The 22,530-nt window shown below is 70.1% G+C and carries 24 protein-coding genes and 1 pseudogene; 10 read left to right on the top strand and 15 right to left on the bottom strand.

Translation table 11 applies throughout. The features are described 5' to 3' along the window. Positions 1 to 281 precede the first annotated feature (281 nt). Entirely contained in the window at positions 282 to 1,331 is a 1,050-nt protein-coding gene (locus ACIBHX_RS16360) for a dihydrodipicolinate reductase (protein ID WP_397067906.1), read from the bottom strand. A gap of 158 nt (positions 1,332 to 1,489) precedes the next feature. On the opposite strand from ACIBHX_RS16360, the gene ACIBHX_RS16365 reads away from it, so the two are divergent. Next, complete coding sequence (locus ACIBHX_RS16365) at positions 1,490 to 2,362, top strand: SDR family oxidoreductase (protein WP_397067907.1); 873 nt, start codon at positions 1,490 to 1,492, stop codon at positions 2,360 to 2,362. On the opposite strand, the gene ACIBHX_RS16370 is transcribed toward ACIBHX_RS16365, so the two are convergent. Next, complete coding sequence (locus tag ACIBHX_RS16370) at positions 2,359 to 3,783, bottom strand: alpha/beta hydrolase (protein ID WP_397067908.1); 1,425 nt, start codon at positions 3,781 to 3,783, stop codon at positions 2,359 to 2,361. The genes ACIBHX_RS16365 and ACIBHX_RS16370 overlap by 4 nt on opposite strands. Before the next feature lie 136 nt (positions 3,784 to 3,919). Here ACIBHX_RS16370 and ACIBHX_RS16375 point away from each other — a divergent pair, with 136 nt between their 5' ends. The 6 genes and pseudogenes from ACIBHX_RS16375 to ACIBHX_RS16400 form a co-directional block, all read left to right on the top strand. Next, a complete protein-coding gene (locus ACIBHX_RS16375; RefSeq protein WP_397067909.1) occupies positions 3,920 to 5,077 on the top strand; it encodes an ROK family protein in 1,158 nt (385 codons plus the stop codon). A gap of 7 nt (positions 5,078 to 5,084) precedes the next feature. Next, positions 5,085 to 6,575, top strand: a complete 1,491-nt coding sequence (locus ACIBHX_RS16380) for a sugar ABC transporter ATP-binding protein (protein WP_397067910.1) — start codon at positions 5,085 to 5,087, stop codon at positions 6,573 to 6,575. Then, the gene (locus tag ACIBHX_RS16385) at positions 6,572 to 7,513 is read left to right on the top strand and encodes an ABC transporter permease (RefSeq protein ID WP_397067911.1); all 942 of its coding nucleotides are present in this window, start codon (positions 6,572 to 6,574) and stop codon (positions 7,511 to 7,513) included. Before ACIBHX_RS16380 ends, ACIBHX_RS16385 begins: the two co-directional genes overlap by 4 nt. Beyond that, the gene (locus ACIBHX_RS16390) at positions 7,510 to 8,550 is read left to right on the top strand and encodes an ABC transporter substrate-binding protein (protein ID WP_397067912.1); all 1,041 of its coding nucleotides are present in this window, start codon (positions 7,510 to 7,512) and stop codon (positions 8,548 to 8,550) included. Before ACIBHX_RS16385 ends, ACIBHX_RS16390 begins: the two co-directional genes overlap by 4 nt. Before the next feature lie 17 nt (positions 8,551 to 8,567). Continuing rightward, a complete protein-coding gene (locus tag ACIBHX_RS16395; RefSeq protein WP_397067913.1) occupies positions 8,568 to 9,647 on the top strand; it encodes a Gfo/Idh/MocA family protein in 1,080 nt (359 codons plus the stop codon). Further along, positions 9,617 to 9,938: pseudogene (locus ACIBHX_RS16400) on the top strand (hypothetical protein); the annotation flags it as partial. The gene ACIBHX_RS16395 and the pseudogene ACIBHX_RS16400, both read left to right, overlap by 31 nt. A 35-nt stretch (positions 9,939 to 9,973) precedes the next feature. Here the strand turns inward: ACIBHX_RS16400 and ACIBHX_RS16405 are convergent. From ACIBHX_RS16405 to ACIBHX_RS16420, 4 genes are all read right to left on the bottom strand, one after another. Beyond that, positions 9,974 to 10,837 (bottom strand): pyridoxamine 5'-phosphate oxidase family protein, encoded by an 864-nt coding sequence (locus tag ACIBHX_RS16405; protein ID WP_397067914.1) that lies wholly within the window; start codon positions 10,835 to 10,837, stop codon positions 9,974 to 9,976. Between the two features lie 2 nt (positions 10,838 to 10,839). After that, a complete protein-coding gene (locus tag ACIBHX_RS16410; RefSeq protein WP_397067915.1) occupies positions 10,840 to 11,265 on the bottom strand; it encodes a VOC family protein in 426 nt (141 codons plus the stop codon). Positions 11,266 to 11,367: 102 nt separating this feature from the next. Next, complete coding sequence (locus ACIBHX_RS16415; RefSeq protein WP_397067916.1) at positions 11,368 to 11,970, bottom strand: NAD(P)-dependent oxidoreductase; 603 nt, start codon at positions 11,968 to 11,970, stop codon at positions 11,368 to 11,370. Continuing rightward, positions 11,967 to 12,395, bottom strand: coding sequence for an SgcJ/EcaC family oxidoreductase (locus tag ACIBHX_RS16420; protein ID WP_397067917.1), 429 nt, complete (start codon positions 12,393 to 12,395; stop codon positions 11,967 to 11,969). Before ACIBHX_RS16420 ends, ACIBHX_RS16415 begins: the two co-directional genes overlap by 4 nt. A gap of 107 nt (positions 12,396 to 12,502) precedes the next feature. Here ACIBHX_RS16420 and ACIBHX_RS16425 point away from each other — a divergent pair, with 107 nt between their 5' ends. Next, positions 12,503 to 13,438, top strand: a complete 936-nt coding sequence (locus ACIBHX_RS16425; protein WP_397067918.1) for a 2-hydroxyacid dehydrogenase — start codon at positions 12,503 to 12,505, stop codon at positions 13,436 to 13,438. On the opposite strand, the gene ACIBHX_RS16430 is transcribed toward ACIBHX_RS16425, so the two are convergent. After that, positions 13,422 to 14,015 (bottom strand): helix-turn-helix domain-containing protein, encoded by a 594-nt coding sequence (locus ACIBHX_RS16430; RefSeq protein WP_397067919.1) that lies wholly within the window; start codon positions 14,013 to 14,015, stop codon positions 13,422 to 13,424. The genes ACIBHX_RS16425 and ACIBHX_RS16430 overlap by 17 nt on opposite strands. A 35-nt stretch (positions 14,016 to 14,050) precedes the next feature. On the opposite strand from ACIBHX_RS16430, the gene ACIBHX_RS16435 reads away from it, so the two are divergent. After that, on the top strand, positions 14,051 to 15,202 hold the full coding sequence (locus ACIBHX_RS16435; RefSeq protein ID WP_397067920.1) for an MFS transporter: 1,152 nt from the start codon (positions 14,051 to 14,053) through the stop codon (positions 15,200 to 15,202). Here ACIBHX_RS16435 and ACIBHX_RS16440 read toward each other — a convergent pair. The 4 genes from ACIBHX_RS16440 to ACIBHX_RS16455 are packed head-to-tail and all read right to left on the bottom strand — an operon-like array spanning position 15,159 to position 17,396. After that, a complete protein-coding gene (locus ACIBHX_RS16440; protein WP_397067921.1) occupies positions 15,159 to 15,605 on the bottom strand; it encodes a MarR family winged helix-turn-helix transcriptional regulator in 447 nt (148 codons plus the stop codon). The genes ACIBHX_RS16435 and ACIBHX_RS16440 overlap by 44 nt on opposite strands. Positions 15,606 to 15,649: 44 nt before the next feature. Further along, positions 15,650 to 16,735: a Zn-dependent alcohol dehydrogenase gene (locus ACIBHX_RS16445; RefSeq protein WP_397067922.1), complete on the bottom strand. Its 1,086-nt coding sequence runs from the start codon at positions 16,733 to 16,735 to the stop codon at positions 15,650 to 15,652. Positions 16,736 to 16,752: 17 nt separating this feature from the next. Continuing rightward, the gene (locus ACIBHX_RS16450) at positions 16,753 to 16,947 is read right to left on the bottom strand and encodes a ferredoxin (protein WP_397067923.1); all 195 of its coding nucleotides are present in this window, start codon (positions 16,945 to 16,947) and stop codon (positions 16,753 to 16,755) included. Next, entirely contained in the window at positions 16,944 to 17,396 is a 453-nt protein-coding gene (locus ACIBHX_RS16455) for a pyridoxamine 5'-phosphate oxidase family protein (protein ID WP_397067924.1), read from the bottom strand. The genes ACIBHX_RS16450 and ACIBHX_RS16455 overlap by 4 nt, the downstream gene beginning before the upstream one ends. An 85-nt stretch (positions 17,397 to 17,481) precedes the next feature. Between ACIBHX_RS16455 and ACIBHX_RS16460 the strand changes: the two genes are divergently transcribed. Continuing rightward, on the top strand, positions 17,482 to 18,099 hold the full coding sequence (locus ACIBHX_RS16460; RefSeq protein ID WP_397068327.1) for a class I SAM-dependent methyltransferase: 618 nt from the start codon (positions 17,482 to 17,484) through the stop codon (positions 18,097 to 18,099). On the opposite strand, the gene ACIBHX_RS16465 is transcribed toward ACIBHX_RS16460, so the two are convergent. From ACIBHX_RS16465 to ACIBHX_RS16480, 4 genes are all read right to left on the bottom strand, one after another. After that, complete coding sequence (locus ACIBHX_RS16465) at positions 18,096 to 19,088, bottom strand: DUF1702 family protein (RefSeq protein WP_397067925.1); 993 nt, start codon at positions 19,086 to 19,088, stop codon at positions 18,096 to 18,098. The genes ACIBHX_RS16460 and ACIBHX_RS16465 overlap by 4 nt on opposite strands. A 257-nt stretch (positions 19,089 to 19,345) precedes the next feature. Beyond that, positions 19,346 to 20,374 (bottom strand): prenyltransferase, encoded by a 1,029-nt coding sequence (locus tag ACIBHX_RS16470; RefSeq protein WP_397067926.1) that lies wholly within the window; start codon positions 20,372 to 20,374, stop codon positions 19,346 to 19,348. Further along, the gene (locus tag ACIBHX_RS16475) at positions 20,371 to 21,081 is read right to left on the bottom strand and encodes a class I SAM-dependent methyltransferase (RefSeq protein ID WP_397067927.1); all 711 of its coding nucleotides are present in this window, start codon (positions 21,079 to 21,081) and stop codon (positions 20,371 to 20,373) included. The genes ACIBHX_RS16470 and ACIBHX_RS16475 overlap by 4 nt, the downstream gene beginning before the upstream one ends. Continuing rightward, positions 21,075 to 22,319 carry a glycosyltransferase family 4 protein gene (locus tag ACIBHX_RS16480; protein WP_397067928.1) on the bottom strand — a complete coding sequence of 415 codons (1,245 nt, stop codon included), beginning with the start codon at positions 22,317 to 22,319 and terminating at the stop codon, positions 21,075 to 21,077. The genes ACIBHX_RS16475 and ACIBHX_RS16480 overlap by 7 nt, the downstream gene beginning before the upstream one ends. Between the last annotated feature and the right edge of the window lie 211 nt (positions 22,320 to 22,530).

A 22,530-nucleotide genomic window follows, 5' to 3' on the forward strand; every position in this document is an offset into this window, starting at 1 on the left:
GCCTGGGGTTACGAAGGGGCGTGGCCTGGGTGGGTAGTGACGGTGGTGGCCGGGTTACGAAGGGGCGTGGCCTGGGTGGGTAGTGACGGTGGTGGCCGGGTTGCGGAGGGGCGTGAGCTGGGTGGGTAGGGGCCGTGGTGGCTGGGGAACGGAGTGTCGTGGCGGTGAGAAACCGGCACCGACTCGCCGGAAGCGCCGGTCGCGGGCCCTTGGCCGAAGTGCGGACGGCGGCCGGTGGCGGCGGCTCGCCATACAAGCGAATCGAGCACCGACGCAAAAGGTCAGTAGAGGCGGACGCGACCGCGGGCGGTGGGCAGGGGCAGGTCGAGGACGGTGCGGATGCCGGGGGAGGCCGCGCAGACGGCGGGGATCGCGTTGACGGCATGGGCGGCCGCGGCGGCCAGGCCGTGGGAGACCTCCTCGACGGCGATCGTCATCTGCGGGACGCCCTCGATGTGGATGGTGAAGCCGGGGTCGGGCCAGCGGGCGACCTGGGTGGCGTCGGCCTTGTAGACGACCTCGACCGTCATGAAGGGGCGGCCGTGGACGAGCCCGGAGAAGACCCAGCGGGAGGCGCATACCGTGCCTTCGCGGACGAGCCCGGCGGCGATCTCGAACTCGTGCGAGGCCAGCTCGAACTCGTCGCTTTCCTCCACCTCGTCCAGCCGCACGTCGAGCGCGTCGGCCACGAGCTGGACGCTCTCGGCGAACAGCTGCCGCTGGAAGGCGCGGTACGGCCGGACGGCGGCGGTGTAGTCCTTGGCCGAGCGGGTGAAGCCGACCAGGTCGATCACCACCTGGCGCGACGGGTGGCCGCGGAAGTCGGAGGCTTCGCGCACGTAGATGTGGTCGACCCGCTCCGACAGGCCGGTCAGCGCCAGCGGCAGGTAGTCGCTCATGAAGCCGGGGTTGACGCCCGTGCCGTGCACCGTGGTGCCGCCGCGGGCGCAGGCCGCCTCCAGACGGTCGACCACGGCCGGGCCGTACGACCGGGGATAGACGAAGCCCGTGGTGGTGATGACGTTCTTGCCCGCGGCGAGCAGCGCGCAGATCGTCTCCAGGTCGGCGGCGTGGTCGTCGCCGAAGTAGGCGGCCGGCAGCGGCGTGTGCAGCACGCAGTCGGCGTCCAGCGCCAGGATGCGCTCCACGTCGTCGGTGCATGACACGCCGGCGGGCGGCAGGCCGACGAGCTCCCCCGCGTCACGGCCCACCTTGTCGGGGTCGTAGACGAGGACGCCCGCGAGCTCGAGTCCTGGTCTGGAGAGAACGCTGCGCAGGGCATAGCGGCCGACGGCGCCGGTAGCCCATTGGACCACGCGCAGATCGGGCATATGTGGGCCTCCATCCGGGGTGGACGGCCTCGCGGAGCCCAGAACTCTAGCAGAAAAAGAGCCCCACGATCACTATCCGCAACGATCAGTAACGCTGGCCTCCGCCCCGGTTTTTGGGCAGACTCTAGAATGTTGTTCTCCTACCGTGTGGAGGTTCGATGCTTCGGTTCGATGACAGAGTCGCGATCATCACAGGGGCCGGGCACGGCCTCGGCAGGTCGCACGCGCTGCTGCTGGCGGAGCGGGGCGCCCAGGTCGTGGTCAACGACCTGGGCGGCGCGCTCGACGGCACCGGCGCCTCCACGGGCCCGGCGGCCGAGGTCGTCGAGCTCATCACCAAGAACGGCGGTCAGGCCGTCGTCAACGCCGACAACGTGGCCACCCCTGAGGGTGCCCGCGCGATCGTCCAGGCGGCCGTCGACGCGTTCGGCAAGGTCGACATCGTCGTGAACAACGCCGGGATCCTGCGCGACAGGTCGTTCGGGAAGATGTCCGTGGAGGACTTCGACGGCGTGCTCGCCGTGCACGTCAGAGGCTCCTACCTGGTGAGCCAGGCGGCGTACCCGCACATGAAGGAGGCCGGCTACGGCCGTATCGTCAACACCTCCTCGCCGGCCGGGCTGTTCGGCAACTTCGGTCAGGCCAACTACTCCACCGCCAAGATGGGCCTGGTCGGGCTCACCAAGACGCTCGGCATCGAGGGGGCGCGCAACGGCATCAAGGCGAACGCCATCGCGCCGATCGCCTGGACCCGGATGACGGAGTCGCTGCTGCCGGCGGAGTTCGAGGCCAGGTTCACGCCCGAGCGGGTCAGCGCGCTGGTGGCCTACCTGGCGCACGAGTCGTGCGAGTCGACCAGCGAGGTCTTCTCGGTCGGCGGCGGCCGCGTGGCCCGCGTCTTCGTCGCCGAGGGCCCCGGCTGGAAGACCGACGACATCACGCCGGAGGCGATCGCGGACAACTGGCAGTCCATCATGACGGAACAGCCCTACGTCCTGACCGCCGCCGACTCCATGAAGGCCATGCTCTAGCAGTCGACGTCGCCGTCGGGGACTACGCCCTTGAGCAGGTAGTCCTCGACGGTCCGATGTACGCACCGGTTCCCGCGCAGGTAGGCGGTGTGCTGGGTGCCGTCCACCGTCACCAGCTTCGCGCCCTGGAGCCAGCCGGCGAGCCATTTCACGTCGGCGTAGGGGGTGATCGGGTCTGCCTTGGATCCGATGACCAGGAAGGGCGCGGACCGGATGGACGGCCCCGCCAGCCAGTACTGGCCGTGGCCCGTCGGCCAGCCGTGGCAGGAGAGCCTTCCCCAGCCCAGCCACGGTCCGAAGATCGGCGAGACCACGCCCTTGAGTTCCGCGGCGTGCTCGGCCTCGTCGGGCGTGGGCCGGTAGGAGGTGTCGGCGCAGTCGATGGCCAGGCGGGCATCGGGGGAGTCGGTGCCGGAGCTGTCGGACGTGGCGGCGTCGAAGAGTTGCTGGCCGCGGCCCTCGAAGGCCGCCGACAGCGCCCTGCGCAGCTCGCCCCAGTCGTCGGGCGAGTACAGGTAGGCGGAGATCCCGGCGACCGCCAGGCCATCGGTCAGCCTGCCGCCGCCGACGGGGAGGGGCTGGCTGTCCAAGCCCTCGACGAAGTGCTGGATCTTGTCGACGGCCGCATCCGGCTTGTGTCCCAGCGGGCAGTCGCGTTCCTTGACGCAGTCCGCGGCGAACGCGTTGATCGCGTTGTTCAGCGCGGCGACGTCTGAGTCGTTCTCCTCACCCGTCCACGGGAAGGCGATTCCGGGGGAGTCAAGCACCATGCGGCCCACCCGGTCCGGGTAGAGCTGGGAGTAGGCGGTGCCGAGCGCGCCGCCGTAGGAGTAGCCGAGGTAGGTCAGGCGCTCGTCGCCGAGCACGGACCGCAGGATGTCCATGTCCCTGGCCGTCTCCTCCGTGGACAGGTGCGGGATCAGCCAGCCCATCCGCCGCCCGCACGCCGCGGCATCCGCCTCGAGCGCCTTGACCAGGGCGGCGCGTTCCTCGGGGGTCTCCGGGGTCTGGTCGGCGTCCTCGTAGGCGGCGAACTCGCGCTCGCCGCGGCACACCAGCTTGGCGCTTCGCCCGACGCCGCGCGGGTCGAAGGTGACGATGTCGTAGCGGGCGTTGAGCGCTTCGAACATCCCCGGGCTCCAGCCGAGGGTGGCGATGCCGGAGATTCCCGGCCCCCCGAAGTTGACGAGGAGCGAGCCGATCCTGTGCGCCTGGTCCTTGGCCGGGATCTTGGCGATGCCCAGGTCCAGCGTGCGTTCCTCGGGCTTGTCGTGGTCGAGCGGGACCCGGAGCGTGGCGCACTGCAGCGCCGGCTTGTCGGGGCACGGACTCCAGGTCGGCCGCTGGGCGCGCAGGGCGTCGTCCGTCTGGGTGGTGAGCTCGGTGTAGCCCCACCAGGCCGTCAGGAGGACGACGATCACCGCCAATGTGGGTAATCGACGAAACACCGGCCAATCTAAGCATGCGACCAGCTTTGTTTGATTGTCGGCGGAAGTCGCGGGGCTTATGTCGAAATAAGGCTTGATTCTGTGGAATCTCGGTCATAGGGTCGCGGGCATGGGAGCTCCTCCTGGGTCGGCGGGCGAGGTTCTGACGCTGATCTCCGCCGGTTCCGCCACGACCAGGGCCGATCTGGCCAAGCTGACCGGGCTGGCCAGGTCCACCGTGTCGCAGAGGGTCGACCAGCTCATCGAGAGCGGGCTGGTGGAGGAGATCGAGACCGGCGAGTCGACGGGCGGCCGGCCGCCGCGGCTGCTGCGGATGCACACCGAGGATCACGCCTTCGCGGGCGTGGACCTGGGGGCGACGCACTGCCGGGTGGCGTTGATGGACATCGCCGGCGGCGTGCTGGCCGAGTGCGAGGACCCGCTGCAGATCGCCGAGGGGCCCGAGGTCGTGCTGCCCCACGTCGACAGGCGGCTGGACGAGCTGCTCGTCCGGGCCGGCAGGCCGAGGCAGGCGCTGAAGGCGATCGGGATGGGCGTGCCGGGGCCGGTGGAGTTCGCCACCGGGCGGCCGAACAATCCGCCGATCATGCCGGGGTGGAACGAGTACCCGATCCCCGAGCACTTCGGCGACGTCTCGGTGCTGGTGGACAACGACGTGAACGTGATGGCGCTGGGCGAGCACCGGGCCGCGTTCGCCGGCACGAGCCACCTGCTGTTCGTCAAGGTGGGCACCGGAATCGGCTGCGGCATCGTGGCCGAGGGCCGGCTGCACAGGGGCGCGCAGGGCTCGGCCGGCGACATCGGCCACATCCGCGTCAGCGGCCACGAGGACGCCGGCTGCCGCTGCGGCAACAGTGCCTGCCTGGAGGCCGTGGCCGGGGGAGCGGCGCTCGCGCGCAGGCTCACCGAGCTGGGCATCCCCGCCGAGTCGGGAGCCGACGTGGTCGCGCTCGTCCAGGGCGGCAACACCCAGGCGCTACGCCTGGTCAGGGAGGCGGGCCGACTCATCGGCGAGGTGCTGGCGAGCCTGGTCAACTTCTTCAACCCCGAGGCCATCGTCATCGGCGGCGTCCTGTCACGGGTCCACGAGCACCTGTTGGCGGGCATCAGGGAGACCGTCTACCGCCGGTCACTCCCGCTGGCCACCCACCACCTGTCGATCGTGCCGAGCCAGACCGGCATCAACGCGGCCGCGCTCGGCGCCGGGCTGCTGGCGATCGAGCACTACCTGTCACCCGACAACATCAACAGGCTCATGAAGGGGTGACCCTCCCATGCTCGTCATGAGGGGCATCGTCAAGCAGTTCCCTGGCGTGCGCGCGCTGGACGGCGTCGACCTGGAGGTCGAGGCGGGCGAGGTGCACTGCCTGCTGGGTCAGAACGGCGCCGGCAAGTCCACGCTGATCAAGGTGCTGGCCGGCGCGCACCGGCCGGACGAGGGCACGATCACCTTTAACGGGCGGGAGGTGCGGCCCGGCAGCCCGGTGGACGCGCTACGGCTCGGCTTCGCCACCATCTACCAGGAGCTCGACCTGGTCGACGGGCTCAGCGTGGCCGAGAACATCTACCTCGGCCACGAACACTCAAATACCGGATTTATCCGCAAAAGGGTGACAAATGGTTATGCGGCCGACGTGCTCAAGCGATTAGGCCACCCGGAGATCAGGCCCGCCACCGAGGTCGGCGGGCTCTCCCCGGCGGCCAAGCAGATCGTCTCCATGGCCAGGGCCCTGTCGCACGACGCCCGCCTGATCGTGATGGACGAGCCGTCGGCCGCGCTGGCCCACGACGAGGTCGGCAACCTCTTCCGCATCATCCGCGAGCTCACCGCCCAGGGCGTGGCCGTGGTCTACATCTCCCACCGGCTGGAGGAGATCCGCGAGATCGGCGATCGCGTGACCGTCCTGAAGGACGGCAGGACCGTGGCCGTCGGCCTGCCCGCCAAGAACACCCCCACCTCCGAGATCGTCTCGCTGATGACCGGCCGGAACGTCGAATACATATTTCCCGATAAATCCACTAAATCGCCTCCAGGGGAGGTGGTGCTCCGGGTCGAGCACCTCACCTCGCCGGGCGCCTTCACCGGCGTCTCGTTCGAGGTACGCGCGGGCGAGATCGTGGGCCTGGCCGGGCTCGTCGGCTCGGGCCGCTCCGAGGTCCTCGAGGCCGTGTACGGTGCGCGGGCCGCCTCCGGGCGGGTGACGCTGATGGGATCCGTGCTGCCCCGCCGTACCACGACAGCGGTCAAGCGCGGGATGGGGCTCGCGCCCGAGGAGCGCAAGGCGCAGGCGCTGCTGCTGGACCAGAGCGTGACCGCCAACATCACGCTGGGCAGCCTGCCGGGATTCGCCAGGTTCGGGTGGCTGGACCGGGCGCGGGAGCGGACGGAGGCGCGGCGGCTGGTCGACCTGCTCGGCATCCGGCCGCCCGATCCCGAGCGGGCGATCAAGACACTGTCGGGCGGCAACCAGCAGAAGGCCGTACTGGCCAGATGGCTGGTCGGCGGGCGCAAGCTGCTCCTGCTCGACGAGCCCACCCGGGGAGTGGACGTGGGCGCGCGGGCCGAGCTGTACGCGGTGATCAGGCGGCTGGCCGACGAGGGGATCGGCGTGCTGCTGGTCTCCAGCGAGGTGCCGGAGGTGCTCGGGCTGGCCGACCGGGTGCTGGTGCTGCGCGAGGGGACCGTCATCCACCAGGGGGACGCGGACGAGCTGGACGAGCACCGGGTGCTCGACATGATCATGGAAGGGAGCGCGGCCCGATGACCGCACTTCGCCGGCACCTGGGACTGGTGGGCGCGCTCGTGCTGCTCGCGATCGTCGGGCTGGTCACCAAGCCGGACAACTTCGCCACCGCCTCGAACGTGGTCAGCATCCTGTCGCTGGCCGCCACGATCGGCGTGATCACGGTCGGCGCCACGTTCGTCATCATCGGCGGCGGCATCGACCTGTCCGTGGGCGCGGTCATGGCGCTGGCCTCGGTCTGGGCCACCACGCTCGCCACGCAGTCGTACGGCCCGGCCGTCATGGCGTTGTGCGCGATCCTGGTCGGGACCGGGGCGGGGCTGGTGAACGGGCTGCTGATCGCGTACGGGCGGCTGGTGCCGTTCATCGCCACGCTGGCCATGCTCGTGGCCGCGCGCGGACTGGCGCAGCGCATGTCCGACAGGAAGACCCAGCTCATCCAGGACGCCGACTCGGCTGTGGTGGACCTGGCGACCACGCGGCTGCTCGGCATCCCGCTGCTGGTCTACATCTTCGCGCTGGTCGTGGTGCTCGGCTGGATCCTGCTGAACCGCACCACGTTCGGCCGTCGCACCTACGCGGTCGGCGGCAACCCCGAGGCGGCCAGGCTCGCGGGAATCGACGTGCGCAGGCACACGATGCTGCTGTACGCGCTGTCGGGGCTGTGCTGCGGCATCGCGGCCATCCTGATCATGGCGCGCACCACGACGGGGTCGTCCACTCACGGCGACCTGTACGAGCTCGACGCCATCGCCGCCGTGATCATCGGCGGCACGCTGCTGACCGGCGGTCGGGGGACGATCGTGGGCTCGATCCTGGGCCTGCTGATCTTCACGGTCATCACCAACCTGTTCATCCTCAACGGGCTCAACACCAGCGACCAGCTGATCGCCAAGGGCCTGATCATCGTCGTCGCCGTCCTTCTCCAGCGGCGGAATCTGAAGGAGAGAGCACCATGACCGTGGCACGCAGAGGCCTCCTCGTCGGCGGGGCTGCCCTCTTAGTGACAGGCTGCACCAGCAACCAGCCCGCGGCTGCGCCGTCGAGCGCCGCTCCCGCCCCCGCTCCGGCGGCCTCGGGGAACGACCAGCCGGGTACCAAGGTGACGATCGGGTTCTCGGCGCCCGCGGCCGACCATGGCTGGATCGCGGCCATCGCCAAGAACGCGCAGGCGACGGCCAAGCAGTACGGCGACGTGGACTTCAAGCCCGTCGAGCCGACCAACGACATCAACCAGCAGATCTCGGCCGTCGAATCGCTGATCGCGGCCAAGGTGAGCGCGCTGGTGATCCTGCCCAACGACGGTCAACAGCTCAACCAGGTCGCCATGCAGGCCACCCAGGCCGGGATCCCGGTGGTCAACCTCGACCGCATCTTCCCCGACAAGCTGGCCTACCGGACCTGGATCGGCGGCGACAACTACGGCATGGGCGTGGCAGCCGGCCACTACGTCGGCAAGAAGCTCAAGGACAAGGGCGTGTCCAACCCGGTCATCGTGGAGATCCAGGGCATCGCGACGCTGCCGCTCACGCAGGACCGCAGCAAGGGCTTCGCCGACGCGCTCAAGACCTACGGCTTCACGGTGACGGCCAAGCAGGACGCCAAGTTCACCGTCGAGACGGGCAACCAGGTGGCGACCGGCCTCCTGCAGGCGCACAAGAAGATCGACGCGCTCTGGAACCACGACGACGACCAGGGCGTGGGCGTGCTGGCCGCGATCAAGGAGGCCGGCCGTAACGAGTTCTTCATGGTCGGCGGCGCCGGCTCGCTGAACGCGATGAAGGAGATCCAGTCGGGCGGCTCGGTGCTGGAGGCCACGGTGACCTACAGCCCCACGATGGCCTCCTCGGCGGTCAAGCTGGCGCGACTGATCGCCCAGGGAAAGGGCATGAGCGACCTGGTGGAGAACCAGGTCCCGCAGTCGATCACGCTCGCGTCGGAGACCATCACCAAGGAGAACGTCGAGAAGTACCTACCGCTGGGGTTCGAATCTTGAGGACTTTGGGCGTTGGCATGATCGGGTACGCGTTCATGGGACGCGTGCACTCCCAGGCCTGGCGCACCGTGGGCGCCTTCTTCGACCTGCCGGTATCCGCCTCGATGCGGGTGCTGTGCGGCCGGTCGAAGGAGGCGGCCGAGGAGGCGGCCGTCAAGATGGGCTGGTCGGCGGCGGTGACCGACTGGCGTGCGGTGATCGACGATCCGGACGTCGACATCGTCGACATCTGCACCCCCGGTGACTCGCACGCCGAGATCGCGATCGCGGCCCTGGCGGCGGGAAAGCACGTGCTGTGCGAGAAGCCGCTGGCCAACACGGTCGCGGAGGCTCAGGCGATGGTCTCCGCGGCCGAGTCCGCGGCGGGGAAGAGCATGGTGGCCTTCAACTACCGGCGGGTGCCCGCGGTGGCCCTCGCGCAGCGGATGGTCGCGGAGGGCAAGCTCGGAAGCATCCGGCATGTGCGGGCCCAGTACCTGCAGGACTGGATCGTGGACCCGGACTTCCCGCTGGTGTGGCGGCTGCAGAAGGACAAGGCCGGGTCTGGGGCGCTCGGCGACATCGGTGCGCACATCATCGACGCCGCCCAGTTCGTCAGCGGCCAGCAGATCGTCGGGGTTTCCGGACTCACCGAGACGTTCATCCGGGATCGTCCCGGCGGCCGGGTCACCGTGGACGACGCCGCGCTCTTCGTCGCCCGCCTGTCGGGCGGGGCGGTCGGGTCCTTCGAGGCCACCCGGTTCGCCACGGGGCGCAAGAACGCGCTGCGCATCGAGCTCAACGGCTCGCTGGGCAGCCTGTACTTCGACTTCGAGGCCATGAACGAGCTCTGGGTCTCCTCCGGCGACGAGGGGTTCACCAGGATCCTCGTCACCGAACCCGACCACCCCTACGCGGGGGCGTGGTGGCCGCCGGGGCACGGACTCGGCTACGAGCACACCTTCACCCACGAGATCAAGGACTTCCTCGAGGCGATCGCGCAGGGCACCGATCCGTCGCCGTCGTTCGCCGACGGGCTGCGCGTGCAGCAGGTACTGGAGGCCGTCGAGCAGAGCGCCGCCGGGGGCTGTTTCAAGGAGATCGCAAGAGGCCTGTGACGCTGTTCACCGGGCAGTGGGCCGACCTGCCCTTCGAAGAGGTGTGCCGCCTGGCGGCCGAGTAGGGCTACGACGGCCTGGAGATCGCCTGCTCGGGCGACCACTTCGACGTGGCCGCCGCCCTGGACGACTCCGGCTACGTCCCGCGGAAGCTGGCCCAGCTGGACAAGTACGGGCTCAAGGACTCTGGAGGCCATCGGGCACCGCCCCGCCTTCGGCCTGAACTGGGACCCCAGCCACATGGTCTGGCAGGACCTGGACCCGGTGGCGTTCATCCTGGACTTCGCCGACGCCGCCCACGACGGCCTTCGACGCGGCGTTGTCGGCTAAGGATTGAACCGCGAGTACTCCGGCGCGCCCCAGCGCAGGCGGGTGGCGTGCCGGGTCTCGTGGACGGCCTCGACCTCGAACTCGACGAACCGCCGCGCCGGGCCCCACACGGTGCGGGCGCTGCCGGTGAGCTGGAGCGTCGAGCCGGTGTCCCAGCCGGGCACGAGCAGGCCCGCCGCCGGGTGGACCGCCAGGTTGCCCAAAGTCAGGAACATCGAGTTGCCGAGGTAGTCCGGCCAGCGCAGCCGGGTGGGGGAGACCACCTCCACGAAGCCCGGGTTCCCACCGCGGTGCGAGGCGTCGGCGTCGCCGTCGGCCGTGGCCGTGGCCACGAAGAACGTGTCCGCCCGGCGGATCTGCTCCTGCTGGCCCCCGCTCAGCGACCGTCCCGTGGTCGTCACGGGCCGCTCGTCCGCCGCGGGTACGGCGGGCATCCGCACCTGCAGGTACTTCGGGCAGTTGGAGATCACCTGGTCGACGTCGACGCGGAGCCCGCCACCCGTGGGCGCCGAGCGCCCGTTGACGCGCATCCTGCGCCGCGTGGCGGGCTCGATGGCGATCATCCCCACCTTGGCGGGACCCGCCAGCGCGTCGGCCAGCGGGTCGTCCGGCAGGGGCAGCGCGTCCACGACCAGGGTCCGCGGGTCGGGTGTGCGCAGGAAGCCGGGCGTGCCGGTCACCAGCGAGGCCCACATCCGTCCGGCGCGGTCGGCGGCACCGATCACGATCATCGGCTGGGCGGCCAGGAAGGCCGCGGCGACCTCGGGCACGGCCTCCCGGATCCCGCGCAGCGCGTTGCCGGCCTGCTGCCGCAGCCCGGCCTGCTCCTGCACGTCCAGCTCGCCCCGGTGGTATCCCATGGCTAGAAGAAACCGCAGGTCGGCGCGCCCGGGTTGGGAGCCGTGGCCTCCTCGGCCCCGGACGGCGCGTAGATCTCCAGGCGGATGCCGTCGGGATCGGTGAAGAAGATCCCGCCCGAGGCCCTGCCCTCGCCGTGCGGCACCACGCCGTCGTAGGCGAACTCGGCGCCCAGTGCCTTGAGCACCCCCTCGGCCTGCCGGACCTCCTCGATCGAGTCCACCTGGAAGGCCAGGTGGTGCAGCCCCGAGCGATCGGTGGCGAAGCCCTCGGCGCTCTGCCGCCACAGCGTCACGTGCGGCACCCCGTCGAACCCCAGGAAGGTGAACCCGTCGCCGCTGCCCGTCACCTGGAACCCGAAGACCTTCGTGTAGAAGCCCACCGACCGATCCAGATCCGTCACGTTCAATCCCACATGCCCTGCTCGCATGAGCTACCTCCTTAACCGGCAAAATCCACGTTATTGGTTAATTTCCACAAAGGTCAACCCCCAAAATGGAAATAGCCGGTTAGTTACGCAATGATGGTCAGGTCAGGAGGAGACGGCCACGGGCCGGCGGTAGGTGGCGGGGTCGGTCAGGTGCGTGAGGATGTAGGCGGCCAGGTCCGTGCGGGAGGTGCGGGGGCCCACCGGGGTGGTGGCGCCGACGGAGGCCCGGGGATGGCCCGCGGCGGCGGCGTCGGTGAGGCCGGTGGGGCGGATCGCCGTCCACGTCAGGGGCGAGGCGGTCAGGAGTGACTCCATGCGTTCCATGTCGGTGTAGACGTGGCGCATCACCTGGTGGAGGAGCCGGCCGCCGAGGCGGGTGAGGGGGCCGGCACCGTCCGGGGTGGACAGGCCGGCCGAGGAGATGACGACCAGGCGGCCGCCGGTGGGCATGGCCTCGATGAGGGTCGCGGTGACCGCCGAGTAGACCGTGGTGGGGCCGCGGCCCGCGGCCCCGACGGCCGAGATGACCGCGTCGTGCCCGGGAAGGACCTGGCCGAGCGCGTCCATGGGTGCCCTGTCGAGGCCAGGGGGCAGGGCCGATGGGTCGCGTGCGATGGCGGTGACCGTGTGGCCCGCCGTACGGGCGAGGTCGACGAGGAGGCGGCCGGTGCGGCCGGTCGCGCCGACGACGGCGATGTGGCTCATGCCCGAGGCCTGCTCTTCGGCTGGAAGCGGAAGGAGATGCCCTCGAGCAGCGCGTTGCGCTTGGTCTTCTGGACCGCGGCGATCCGCCACTCGCCGTCGGCGCCGCGGACGATCAGGTACGTCGCGACCTTGCCGGGCTTCTTGGGCTTGCCCTTGTAGGTCTCGCCGCGCGTCACCGCCACCGCCGTGTCCGGGCCGTAGAAGCGGATGTCCACGATCTCCATCGCCAGTCGCGTGCCCTTCAGGAAGCTGTCGAACATCACCTGGTGGGCCGAGCCGATCTCCTTGCCGCCGCGGTAGATCGTGCCGACGAAGGTCACGTCCGTGGCGTCCTCGGTGAAGAACTCGCCGTAGGCGGTGCCGTCGGCACTGTTCCACGCCTCGACGGTCCGGTGGAGCAGGTCGCGGATCTCGTTCGCGCTCATGTCAATGCCTCTCACTTGGAACAATTTCTGTGTGAGATAAGTATCTGCATCAATGCAGAGAATGTCAACGGGGTACGGCATGCCGTACAAAGGGAGCCATGATCTGTGTGACGCGGCTGTTGACCGACGCGGCGATGGCCGAGGTGAAGGCGCTGGGACGCCCGGTGGTGACCGGCGGCGAGGACCCGCCGGACCGGGAGACGCTGCTGCGGCTGGCGGCGGGGGCCGAGGCCGTGGTGTGCACGCTGACCGAGCGCATCGACGAGGAGTTCCTCGACGCGGCGGGTCCGGGGCTGAAGGTGGTGGCCAATGTGGCGGTCGGCTACGACAACATCGACGTCGAGGCCGCCACCAGGCGCGGGGTGAAGGTGACGAACACACCGGGCGTGCTCGACGGCGCGACCGCCGACCTGACGATGGCGTTGATCCTGGCGGCCTCGAGGCGTGTGCTGGAGGGCGACAGGTTGCTGCGCGAGCGCACGCCGTGGGTGTGGGGGCCGCGCATGCTGGTGGGCCTCGACCTGAGCGCGGGCGCCACGCTGGGCGTCGTCGGCTACGGCCGGATCGGGCGGGCGGTGGCCAGGCGGGCCCGGGCCTTCGACATGAAGATCCTCGCCACGCCCAGCTCCAGGCCGGACGACGGGGACGAGGTGGAGTTCGCCGAGTTGCCCGAGCTGCTGGAGCGCAGCGACGTGGTCACCCTGCACGTCCCGCTGACGCCGCGGACCCGCCACCTCATCGACGCCGGAGCGCTGCGCCGCATGAAGCCCACCGCGGTCCTGGTCAACACCGCCCGTGGCGGCATCGTCGACGAGGGCGCGCTCATCGAGGCGCTGCGCGGCGGCGAGATCGCCGCCGCCGGCCTGGACGTCTTCGAGGGCGAGCCGAGGGTCGACCCCGAGCTGCTGGAGCTGGACAACGTGGTGCTGACCCCGCACATCGGCAGCGCCGGCGCCGCGACCAGGGAGCGCATGTGCGGCCTGGCCGTGGCCAACGCGGCCGCCGTGCTGTCCGGCGCCGCGCCGCTCACCCCCGTGAACTGAAGCGGGGATCCTGCTCGCCTGAGTAGACGACGGTCATCGTGAGCCTGGTGGGCTCCGTGCCCGGGTTCCGGTAGGCGTGGGGGCGGTCGCCGCGCATCCTGAGCGCGTCGCCCGCCTCCAGCTCGAACGCCGCCCCGCCCACGGTGACCGCCAGCACGCCCGCGTGGACGTGGAGCAGCTCCCTGGTGCCCGGCGGGTGCCCGTCCGAGACGATCTCGTCGCCCGGTGCGATCAGGAAGTCCCACAGCTCGACGAACGGGGCCTGCCCGTCGTTGACCAGCAGCCGTGCCGAGCTGGCCGCGCCCGCCCGCCGTACCTGGATCGCGTGGGCGCGGGCGACGAACCCCAGCTCCTCGGGCGGCTCGACCAGTTGCCCGACCGAGATGCCGAGCGTGGCGCAGACGCGGGCGAGCGTGGCGATGCTCGGGTTCGTCCTGCCCGTCTCGATCTGCTGCAGCATGCCGCGGCTGACGCCCGACCTGGTGGCCAGGTCCTCCAGCCGCCATCCGCGCGCCTGCCTGGCCGCGCGCAGGTTCGTGGCCAGAGCGTGGCCGATCGCTTCTGCGGGATCCGTCATGAGTGCAGAATACTGTGTCTATGACACAACATAGTGTGCGTCGCTTAATGGGTGCCGGGTTCGTCGACTACCTCGGGGCGGGGTTCTTCCTGGCCTTCTCCGCCGTGTACTTCACCGAGGTCGTCGGCCTGTCCATCAGCTCGGTCGGCCTGGGCCTCGGCCTGGCCGGATGCCTGGCGCTGGTGACGGCCGCGCCGCTGGGCAAGCTGGCCGACCGCGTGGGCGTGCGGCGCACACTGGTGGTGCTGCACCTGGCCAGGGCGGCGGGTACGGCGAGCTACGCGGTGATCGGGGAGTGGTGGGGATTCCTGGCCGCGGTCACCGTGGTCACCGTGACCGACCAGGCCATCGCCGCCCTCACCCAGGCCTTCGTGGCGGAGCTGGCCACCGGGGAGCGGCGCGGCAAGGTGCTGGCCGCCTACCGCACGATCGCCAACCTGGGCATCACTGTGGGCGGGCCGCTGGGCGGGCTGCTCATGGGCGTGGGCGCGGTCAGGGTGCCGCTGCTGGTCAACGCGGGCGCCTACGTGCTGGTCGCGCTCGTCCTGGCCACCATCCCCGAGCGGCGGCGCGCCACCCCGCCCGCTCCGGGGCTGGCCGCGTTGCGCGACGGGCGGCTGTTGCGGCTGGCGGCCGTCGACACCGTGCTGCAGCTGTGGCTGCCGGTGCTGAACCTGGGTTTCCCGCTCTGGCTGGCCGCCTCGGGCCAGCTGCCCAAGGCGTGGATCGGGCCGCTGTACGCGATCAACACCGTTCTCGGAGTGATCCTCCAGGTCCCGGTGACGCGCCTGGCCAGGACCGTGGCCGCGGCCCGGCTCTGCCAGGTGGCGGCGGCGGGGCTGCTGGCGGCGGCGTGCCTGCTGTTCTGGTTCGCGCCGGGGTGGGCCCCGCTGTTCGTGGCGGGGATCGTGCTGCTGACGCTGGGCGAGCTGGTGACCGTGTCCGCCGCGTGGACCCTGTCGTACGCGATCGCGCCGGGCGAGCGGCGGGCCGAGTACCTGGCCGCCTTCGGGATGGGGCGCTCGTTCGGGCGCTACGTACTCGGGCCGGTGCTGGTCACCGGGTTGCTGCAGAGCGCGGGCGGGGTCACCTGGGGTGTGCTCGCGGCGCTGTTCGCGGTGGCGGGCGCGGTGACGCCGCTGGTCAGCCGTCCGCTGCTCGCAGCCGGGTCAGGGACTTCGGGGTGAGGCGGCGGGCCAGCCGCTCCAGCTCGGCCACCAGGGCGGCCACCTCGGCCTCGTCGTCGGTGCCGAGCGCGGCGGCCAGCGCGGAGTCGATCGGCGTGGCGCGCACCTCGGACACCCGCTCGGAAAGCGCCGGGGCGTGCCGGATGAGCTGCCGCCGGCGGTCGCGCGGATCGGGCTCGGTCACGATGGAGCCCACCTGGCGCAGCCGCGCCACGGCGGCCGAGACCGCGCTCTGCGGCAGCCCGGTGCGGGTCGCGATCTCGCCGACCGAGGTCACCTCGTGCTCGCGCAGGTCGGCCACCACGATCAGCACGGTCCTGACGCCGCCCGTGTCGGTGGGCATGGCCTCCTCGCCGATCTTCATCAGCGTCCGGCCGAGCAGGAACAACTCGATCCCATCCATGCATCAAGTTTGATGCATCCGGGTGGAGGCCATGCCCATCGGCGTCAGTCCATCAGCACGATCTGACGCAGCACCTCGCCGCTCTTGAGCGCCGACACCGCGTCGTTCAGGTCGGCCAGCTTGATCCTGGCGCTGATCATGGACTCCAGGTCCAGCTTGCCCGCCTTGTAGAGGTCGGCGAAGTACGGGAAGTCGTGCCGTACGTCGGCCTCGCCGTACAGGCTGGACAGCAGGTTCTTGCCCTCGAAGAGCAGGCTGAAGGCGGAGATCGACACCATGTCGTCCATCGCGCCCGCGCCCACCACGATGACGTCGCCGCCGGGCCTGGTGACCTGCCAGGCGCTCTGGATCGTCGCCGACTTGCCAACCACCTCGAAGCCGTAGTCGAAGCCGCCGCCGCCGGTCAGCTCGTTCAGCGCGCCGGGCACGTCGTCGGGGGTGACGGCGTGCGTGGCACCGACCTTCTTGGCCAGCTCGTGCTTGGACGTCAGCGGGTCGATCGCCAGGATCGTCCTGGCCCCCGACACGCGAGCGCCCTGGATGACCGACAGGCCGACGCCGCCGCAGCCGATCACCGCGACCGTCGAGCCGGGACGGACGCGCGCGGTGTTGATCGCCGCGCCCACGCCGGTCGTGATGCCGCAGCCGATGAGCGCCCCCACCTCCCACGGCACCTCAGGGTCGATCTTGATCGCGCCCTGCCACGGGACGACGATCTCCTCGGCCCAGGTGCCGCAGCCGGCCATGCCGAAGGCGGTGGTGTCGCCGCCGAAGCGGAAGTTGCCCTTGGTGAAGGACTCGATCACGTACTTCATGCACAGGTACGGCTGGCCGCCCAGGCACAGGTTGCACTCCTGGCAGGACGGGCGCCAGCTGATCACCACGTGGTCGCCCGGCGAGACCGACGTGACGTGGTCGCCCACCTCGACCACCTCTCCCGCGCCCTCGTGGCCGGGGATCAGCGGCACGGGTTGCGGCAGCACGCCGTTCATGGCCGACAGGTCCGAATGGCAGACGCCCGTCGCCCTGATCCTGACCCGGACCTCGGCGGGCCCCACCGGGGCCAGGGTGACGTCGTCGCGGATATCGAGCTTGTCATCGCCTACGGCGTGCAGAAGCGCGGCGCGCATGGGGGGTTCCTCCTCGGCTATTCCTCTACGAGCGAGAGGGCGGCTTTCGGGCAGGAGCGGACGGCGTGCCGTACCTTGTCCAGCAGCTCCGGGGGTACGTCGGGCTGCAGGACGTGCAGGTTGTCGTCGTCGTCCACTTCGAAAACCTCGGGTACGAGTCCCATGCACACCGCATTGGCCTCGCAGACGAGATAGTCAACTTTGATCTTCATGTGAGCCTCCTGTGGTCCCATGAGACCACCTTGGTGGGCTCGACGACGTAGGCGACCCGTTTCCTTCCGGTGTGCTCCACGTAGGTCCGCAGGAGCTCGTCGTCCACCCCCGGCGTCATCCTGCGCGCGATCTCCATTCCGACGGCCAGCACGTGGTCACGGTCCTCGATCCGCTCCGCCTTGCCGTACACCAGGACTCCGCGCAGCTCAGCGTAGTCGTCGCCCGCCTCGACGAGGCAGCTCACCCGCGGATCGCGCTCCAGGTTGCGTGTCTTCTGCGCCTTGGCGTAGGTCCAGAAGGCGATCCGCCCCTCGTCCAGGCCGTAGAACATGGTCACCAGGTGCGGCGTCCCGTCGGGGTTGATCGTGGCCAGCTGCAGCTTCTTCGCCCCCTCGAGGAAGGCGGTGACCTCGTCGTCGGACATCGCGATGCGAGCGCGCTGATTCACGCTGCCAGTAGAACAGGTTCCAGATTCCGGTTTCAAGAGGTGGACGGAATGTTGTTCGGTTCTACTAGGGTGCTGCGCTATGACGATGCCGCCTGACCTGCGTTACGCAGCCGAGCACGCCAAGGGCTTCATGCCGCCGGAGGAGGGGTTGGCGCTCTTCGAGACCGCGCTGCGGTACGGCGAGCGGGGTCCGATCTGCGAAATCGGCACCTACTGCGGCAAATCCGCGATCTACCTGGGCGCGGCCGCCCGGCAGGCGGGCACGGTGGTGGTCACCGTCGACCACCACCGCGGCTCGGAGGAGATCCAGCCCGGCTGGGCCTACCACGACCCGACGCTGGTCGACCCGCGCTTCGGCATGATGGACTCGCTGCCCACCTTCCGCGCCACGATCGCCGCCGCCGGGCTGGAGGACGAGGTCATCGCGATCATCGGCCGTTCCGAGCGGGTCGCCGCGCTGTGGAACACGCCGCTGTCGATGCTGTTCATCGACGGCGGCCACTCCGAGGACCCCGTGACCCGCGACTACGAGGGCTGGTCCCCGCATCTCATGCCCGGCGGCGCGCTGGCCTTCCACGACATCTACCCCGACCCCGCCGACGGCGGCCAGGCCCCCTACCGCGTCTACCAGCACGCCCTGGAGACGGGCGCGTTCAAGGAGGTGCTCGTGGAGGGCTCGCTGCGGGTGCTGGAGCGGATCTAGCGGTTGCGCCTGGCCCAGGTCCGCCTGACGCCGGTGTGCCAGCTCTGGTAGTCCTCGTGCGTGTGCGGGTCGTGGCCGAGCGCGATGAGCGCCGCGTCCGCCCACGACGCCGCCTCCTCCGGTACGGCTCCCGCCAGCACGGCGGCCGCCTCGGCGGTGTGCTCGGGCACCGGGCCCGCCTGCGTCCTGGCCGTGACCGCGAACGCGCACCCCTGGGCCAGGTGGCCGCGGAAACCGTCGGCGCCGGCGTGCGCGGCCAGTCGCTGGAGCTCCTCGAGCTCGGCGCCGCCCGTGTAGGCGGCGGCGAACCCGACCCCGCTCCACAGATCGCCCCTGCGGCCCACCGGATAGCCGGCGATCCTGGCCGCCACCTCGTCGGGCTGGGCGCAGTCGTGATACCACAGCAGGCGCCCCAGGCCCTGGTCGAAGATGGCGCAGTGGCTGCGCGTGAGCAGGTCGGGCATGCTCCGCTCGCCCACCATCCTGTCGGCCCGCGCCAGCCCCTGCTGGAAGCCGAACCCGTCCACGACCAGCCACCGCAGCAGCGGATGCGCGCGCCGCAGGCCGCGCATCGGGCGCATCCGCAGCAGCGCGTAACCCCGGCCCGCGCCCAGGTAGACCGAGTGGCGGTAATGCTTGGCGGGGCCGGCTAGTAGCTCGTGAAGGCGCCGGCCCCTGGTCAGTGTGAGCAGATCGAGGACGGTGCACGCGGCTCCCGCGCCCTCGTAGGCGAAGCCGCGCCGCGCCTGCTCGATCAGCTCGATCTTGTCGGCTTCGCGCGCCAGCGTGGCGTTGAAGCCGAACACGTACGATTCCTCGGCGTTCTCGAGGACTCTCCGGGAGTGCCCCTCCCGGAGCCGGAATCTGCGCCTGCTGAGGTCCGCTTCGCGCGGATCCTTCCGCAGGAACCCCCGCAGACCGCGGGATGGGGCCACTGTCGGCTCAATCCCGACCTGTTCAAGGAACGCTGTTGTGCCCGTGTCGCCCACGCTTCCCCCGAAGACGCCTCGTACCGGCCGCTCCCGACGGTAGTAACCCCAATGCCCGCCCTCAGGGAGCCGCTCCGGCCTTGATCGGCAAAGAAGTGGGAAAACCCCTTGCGGGTTTGAAGATCCCGCGCGCGTGGATTCCGTGCGTCGTCACGGCGATCAGCCACCGCCTCTTCAGGAGTGGCGTCTCCCTGGAGGTCCTGAGCCGGAGTGCGGCGGGTGGCGGTGGCGGCGGCTTGCCGTACGGGATGAACCTCTCAGCGAGGATTGGGCGCCGGGGCGCAGCCGCACTGGTCGGGGTCGGAGGAGGTAACGGACGGCGCAGCTATGTCCCGAAATATCCCACTACCGGGGGAGAGTCCGAAGAACGCGTCGGCGGCGAGGATGGCGGCGGCGGCCGTGTAGCCGGAGCGTTCGTGGGGGAAGTGCCTGCGGTTGGCGAACTGCCAGCCCGTCCAGTAGGAGCCGTCCTCGTGGCGCAGGTGCTGCACGTCGGTGAAGAGCGTCAGCCCGCGGGCGCGGTCGCCCAGCGCGTCCAGCGCGAGGGCCAGCTCGCAGGTCTCCGCGCCCGTGACCCAGGGCTCGTCGGAGACGCAGCGGATGCCCAGGCCCGGCACGACGAACGTGGCCCAGTCGCGGTGCAGCAGCTCGAAGGCGGCCGCGCCGCGCACGGCGCCGCCGAGCACCGGGTAGTACCAGTCCATCGAGTAGCGGCTCTTGTCGGCGAAGGCCTCCGGATGGGCGGCCAGCGCGTGGGCCAGGCGGTCGGCCGCCAGCTCCCAGTGCGGCTGCGGGTCGCCGAGGTGGTCGGCCAGCAGGACGCCGCAGCGCAGGCCCTGGTGGATGGACGAGCAGCCGGTGAGCAGGGCGTAGGAGGCGGCACGGCCCTGGGCGTCGCGCTCCCAGACGATCTCGCCGCGCTCGGTCTGCAGGCCGACCACGTAGTCGAGCGCGCGCTTGACCATCGCCCAGTCTTCGATGACCCCGGTGACCAGGTAGCGGTGCCAGACCCCGACCGCGATGTAGGCGGCGTGGTTGGACTCGCCGCCCCGTTCGACGGGCGTGCCGTCGACGATCTTCATGGGCCACGAGCCGTCCTCGCGCTGGTGCCTGGCCAGCCAGGCGTAGCCCTTGTCCACGGGCAGGCCCGCGACCGTCATCGCCATCAGGCACTCGATGTGGTTCCACGCGTCGACATGGCCCTCAGGCCAGGGGATACCCCCGTCGTCCCGCTGGATGGCCGCGATGCTCATGGCCGTCTGGACGACGTCCTCGCGCGACCTCATGACTTCTTGACGTACAGGACGACGCTCTTGCCGATCAGCGGGTTCAGCAGCGCCTCCGCGATCCTGGTGGCCGCGGGACGCTTCATGATGTCCCAGACCAGCAGCTCGTGGTACGCCTTGGCGAGCGGGTGGTCGTCGTTGTTGACGCCGACCGCGCACTTGATCCACCAGTACGGCGCGTGCAGCCCGTGCGCGTGGTGGTGGGGACCGATCTCGAACCCGATCGACTTCAGCTTCGCGCTCAGCTCCGCCAGGGTGTAGATCCGGACATGCCCGCCGGGGGCCGTGTGGTAGGCCTCGTCCAGCGCCCAGCAGATCCGCTCCGGCAGGAAGCTCGGCACGGTGATCGCGGCGGTGCCGCCGGGCTTGAGCACCCGGAAGATCTCCCGCATCGCCGCCATGTCGTCCGGGATGTGCTCGAGCACCTCGGCCGCGATGACCCGGTCGAAGCTGCCGTCCTCGAAGGGCATGTCGAGCGCCGTGCCCTGGATCGTCTGGCCGGTGGCGCCGAGCGGCACCTCGCCCGCCTTGTCCATGGCCACGAACATGGCGGCCACGTTGTCCAGCTCCGCCTGGTCCATGTCGAACGCGACCACGTCCGAACCCCTGCGCAGCACCTCGAAGGCGTGCCTTCCGCCTCCGCACCCCAGGTCGAGCACCCGTACTCCGGGCCCGACGGGTAGCCGGGCGAAGTCCACGGTCAGCACTTGCCGTACTCCTCAATGGCCTCTTCGTAGGCCTCGACGGTCCGCTTTGCAACGACGTGCCAGGTGAAGCGCTCCATGACCCGGTCGTATCCCGCCTTGCCGACCCGCTCCCGCTCCTCGGGCGAGTCGTGCAGCCTGCGCAGCACAGCTGCCAGCTCCTCCGGGTCGCCGGGCGCGACCTGGATGGCGGCATCCCCGACGACCTCGGGCAGCGCTCCCGTACGGCTGGCCACCAGCGGCGTGGCGCAGGCCATATGCTCGACGGCGGGCAGCGAGAAGCCTTCGTAGAGGCTCGGAACCACGGAGATCTCGGAGGTGGCGATGAGCTCGCCGAGTTCGTCGTCGGAGATCCCGTGCACGAACCGCACCTTGTCCTGGAGGCTGAGCTCCTGGACGAGCTGCTCCGTCGGGCCGCCCGGGGTGGGCTTGCTGACCACGGTGAGGTTGACGTCTCGCTCGGTGGCCAGCTTGGCGACCGCCCTGAGGAGTGTGGCGACGCCCTTCATGGGGGAGTCGGCACTGGCGACCGCCACGATGGAGCCCTTTTTCCGCGCTTTTTCGGGGCGTGGGTGGAAATATCGGGTGTCTACGCCCAGCGGGATCAGGCGCATGTTGGCCTGCGGGACGTTGAAGTCGCGGTGGATGTCGGCCAGTGACGACTCGCTGACCGTCAGGATCGGGCTCAGCCGCGGGGCGACCTTGGCCTGCATCTTCACGAAGCCGTACCAGCGGCGCAGGCTCAGCCGCTTGGCGCCCTCGGCGGCCTCCAGTTCGATGCGGCGGTCGACGCTGATCGGGTGGTGGATGGTGCCGACCACGGGGAAGAGCTTCTTGATACCGAGCAGGCCGTAGCCGAGGGTCTGGTTGTCCTGGACGACGTCGAAGTCTTTTTGGCGTTTCTTGAGCTCACGGTATGCGCGGAGCGTGAACGTCAGCGGCTCGGGGAACCCGGCGCTCCACATCGTGCCGACCTCGAGCCAGTCGATCCAGTCGCGGTACTCGTGCAGCTTGGGGGTCCTGAACGGGTCCTCGTCGCGGTAGAGGTCCAGACTCGGCACCTTGTTGAGGATGACGCCCTCGTCGAGTTCGGGGTAGGGCTGGCCGGAGAACACCTCGACGTGGTGTCCGAGTGCGACCAGTTCCCTGCTCAGGTGCCGGAGGTAGACGCCCTGCCCTCCACAGGTCGGCTTGCTGCGGTAGGACAGCAGCGCGATCCGCAGCGAGTCGCTCACGGACACCCCTTTCTCCGCCGGTAGGCACCCTGAGACGGGCGTGTACCGTGAAAGATGACCTTAGTCGGAAAAGGCTACCATCCGGTAGGTCATCTGGAATTGTTACTACCTTCCGCTACAGGCCATGCGAACTGCGACGTTGGCTTGACCGAGCGGGATTCGGTAGAACACGTTCTACCTATCCTGGTGCTTACCAGGGGACATGGATGTACATTCC

This window comes from Nonomuraea sp. NPDC050536 (genome assembly GCF_044457685.1).
Taxonomy (GTDB): domain Bacteria; phylum Actinomycetota; class Actinomycetes; order Streptosporangiales; family Streptosporangiaceae; genus Nonomuraea.

Bases quoted from the DNA above. Each gene is read 5' to 3' on its own strand.
- ACIBHX_RS16360 (WP_397067906.1), bottom strand. From the start codon at position 1,331: ATGCCCGATCTGCGCGTGGTCCAATGGGCTACCGGCGCCGTCGGCCGC.
- ACIBHX_RS16365 (WP_397067907.1), top strand. From the start codon at position 1,490: ATGCTTCGGTTCGATGACAGAGTCGCGATCATCACAGGGGCCGGGCAC.
- ACIBHX_RS16375 (WP_397067909.1), top strand. From the start codon at position 3,920: ATGGGAGCTCCTCCTGGGTCGGCGGGCGAGGTTCTGACGCTGATCTCC.
- ACIBHX_RS16380 (WP_397067910.1), top strand. From the start codon at position 5,085: ATGCTCGTCATGAGGGGCATCGTCAAGCAGTTCCCTGGCGTGCGCGCG.
- ACIBHX_RS16385 (WP_397067911.1), top strand. From the start codon at position 6,572: ATGACCGCACTTCGCCGGCACCTGGGACTGGTGGGCGCGCTCGTGCTG.
- ACIBHX_RS16390 (WP_397067912.1), top strand. From the start codon at position 7,510: ATGACCGTGGCACGCAGAGGCCTCCTCGTCGGCGGGGCTGCCCTCTTA.
- ACIBHX_RS16395 (WP_397067913.1), top strand. From the start codon at position 8,568: ATGATCGGGTACGCGTTCATGGGACGCGTGCACTCCCAGGCCTGGCGC.
- ACIBHX_RS16405 (WP_397067914.1), bottom strand. From the start codon at position 10,837: ATGGGATACCACCGGGGCGAGCTGGACGTGCAGGAGCAGGCCGGGCTG.
- ACIBHX_RS16410 (WP_397067915.1), bottom strand. From the start codon at position 11,265: ATGCGAGCAGGGCATGTGGGATTGAACGTGACGGATCTGGATCGGTCG.
- ACIBHX_RS16415 (WP_397067916.1), bottom strand. From the start codon at position 11,970: ATGAGCCACATCGCCGTCGTCGGCGCGACCGGCCGCACCGGCCGCCTC.
- ACIBHX_RS16420 (WP_397067917.1), bottom strand. From the start codon at position 12,395: ATGAGCGCGAACGAGATCCGCGACCTGCTCCACCGGACCGTCGAGGCG.
- ACIBHX_RS16430 (WP_397067919.1), bottom strand. From the start codon at position 14,015: ATGACGGATCCCGCAGAAGCGATCGGCCACGCTCTGGCCACGAACCTG.
- ACIBHX_RS16440 (WP_397067921.1), bottom strand. From the start codon at position 15,605: ATGGATGGGATCGAGTTGTTCCTGCTCGGCCGGACGCTGATGAAGATC.
- ACIBHX_RS16445 (WP_397067922.1), bottom strand. From the start codon at position 16,735: ATGCGCGCCGCGCTTCTGCACGCCGTAGGCGATGACAAGCTCGATATC.
- ACIBHX_RS16450 (WP_397067923.1), bottom strand. From the start codon at position 16,947: ATGAAGATCAAAGTTGACTATCTCGTCTGCGAGGCCAATGCGGTGTGC.
- ACIBHX_RS16460 (WP_397068327.1), top strand. From the start codon at position 17,482: ATGCCGCCTGACCTGCGTTACGCAGCCGAGCACGCCAAGGGCTTCATG.
- ACIBHX_RS16470 (WP_397067926.1), bottom strand. From the start codon at position 20,374: ATGAGGTCGCGCGAGGACGTCGTCCAGACGGCCATGAGCATCGCGGCC.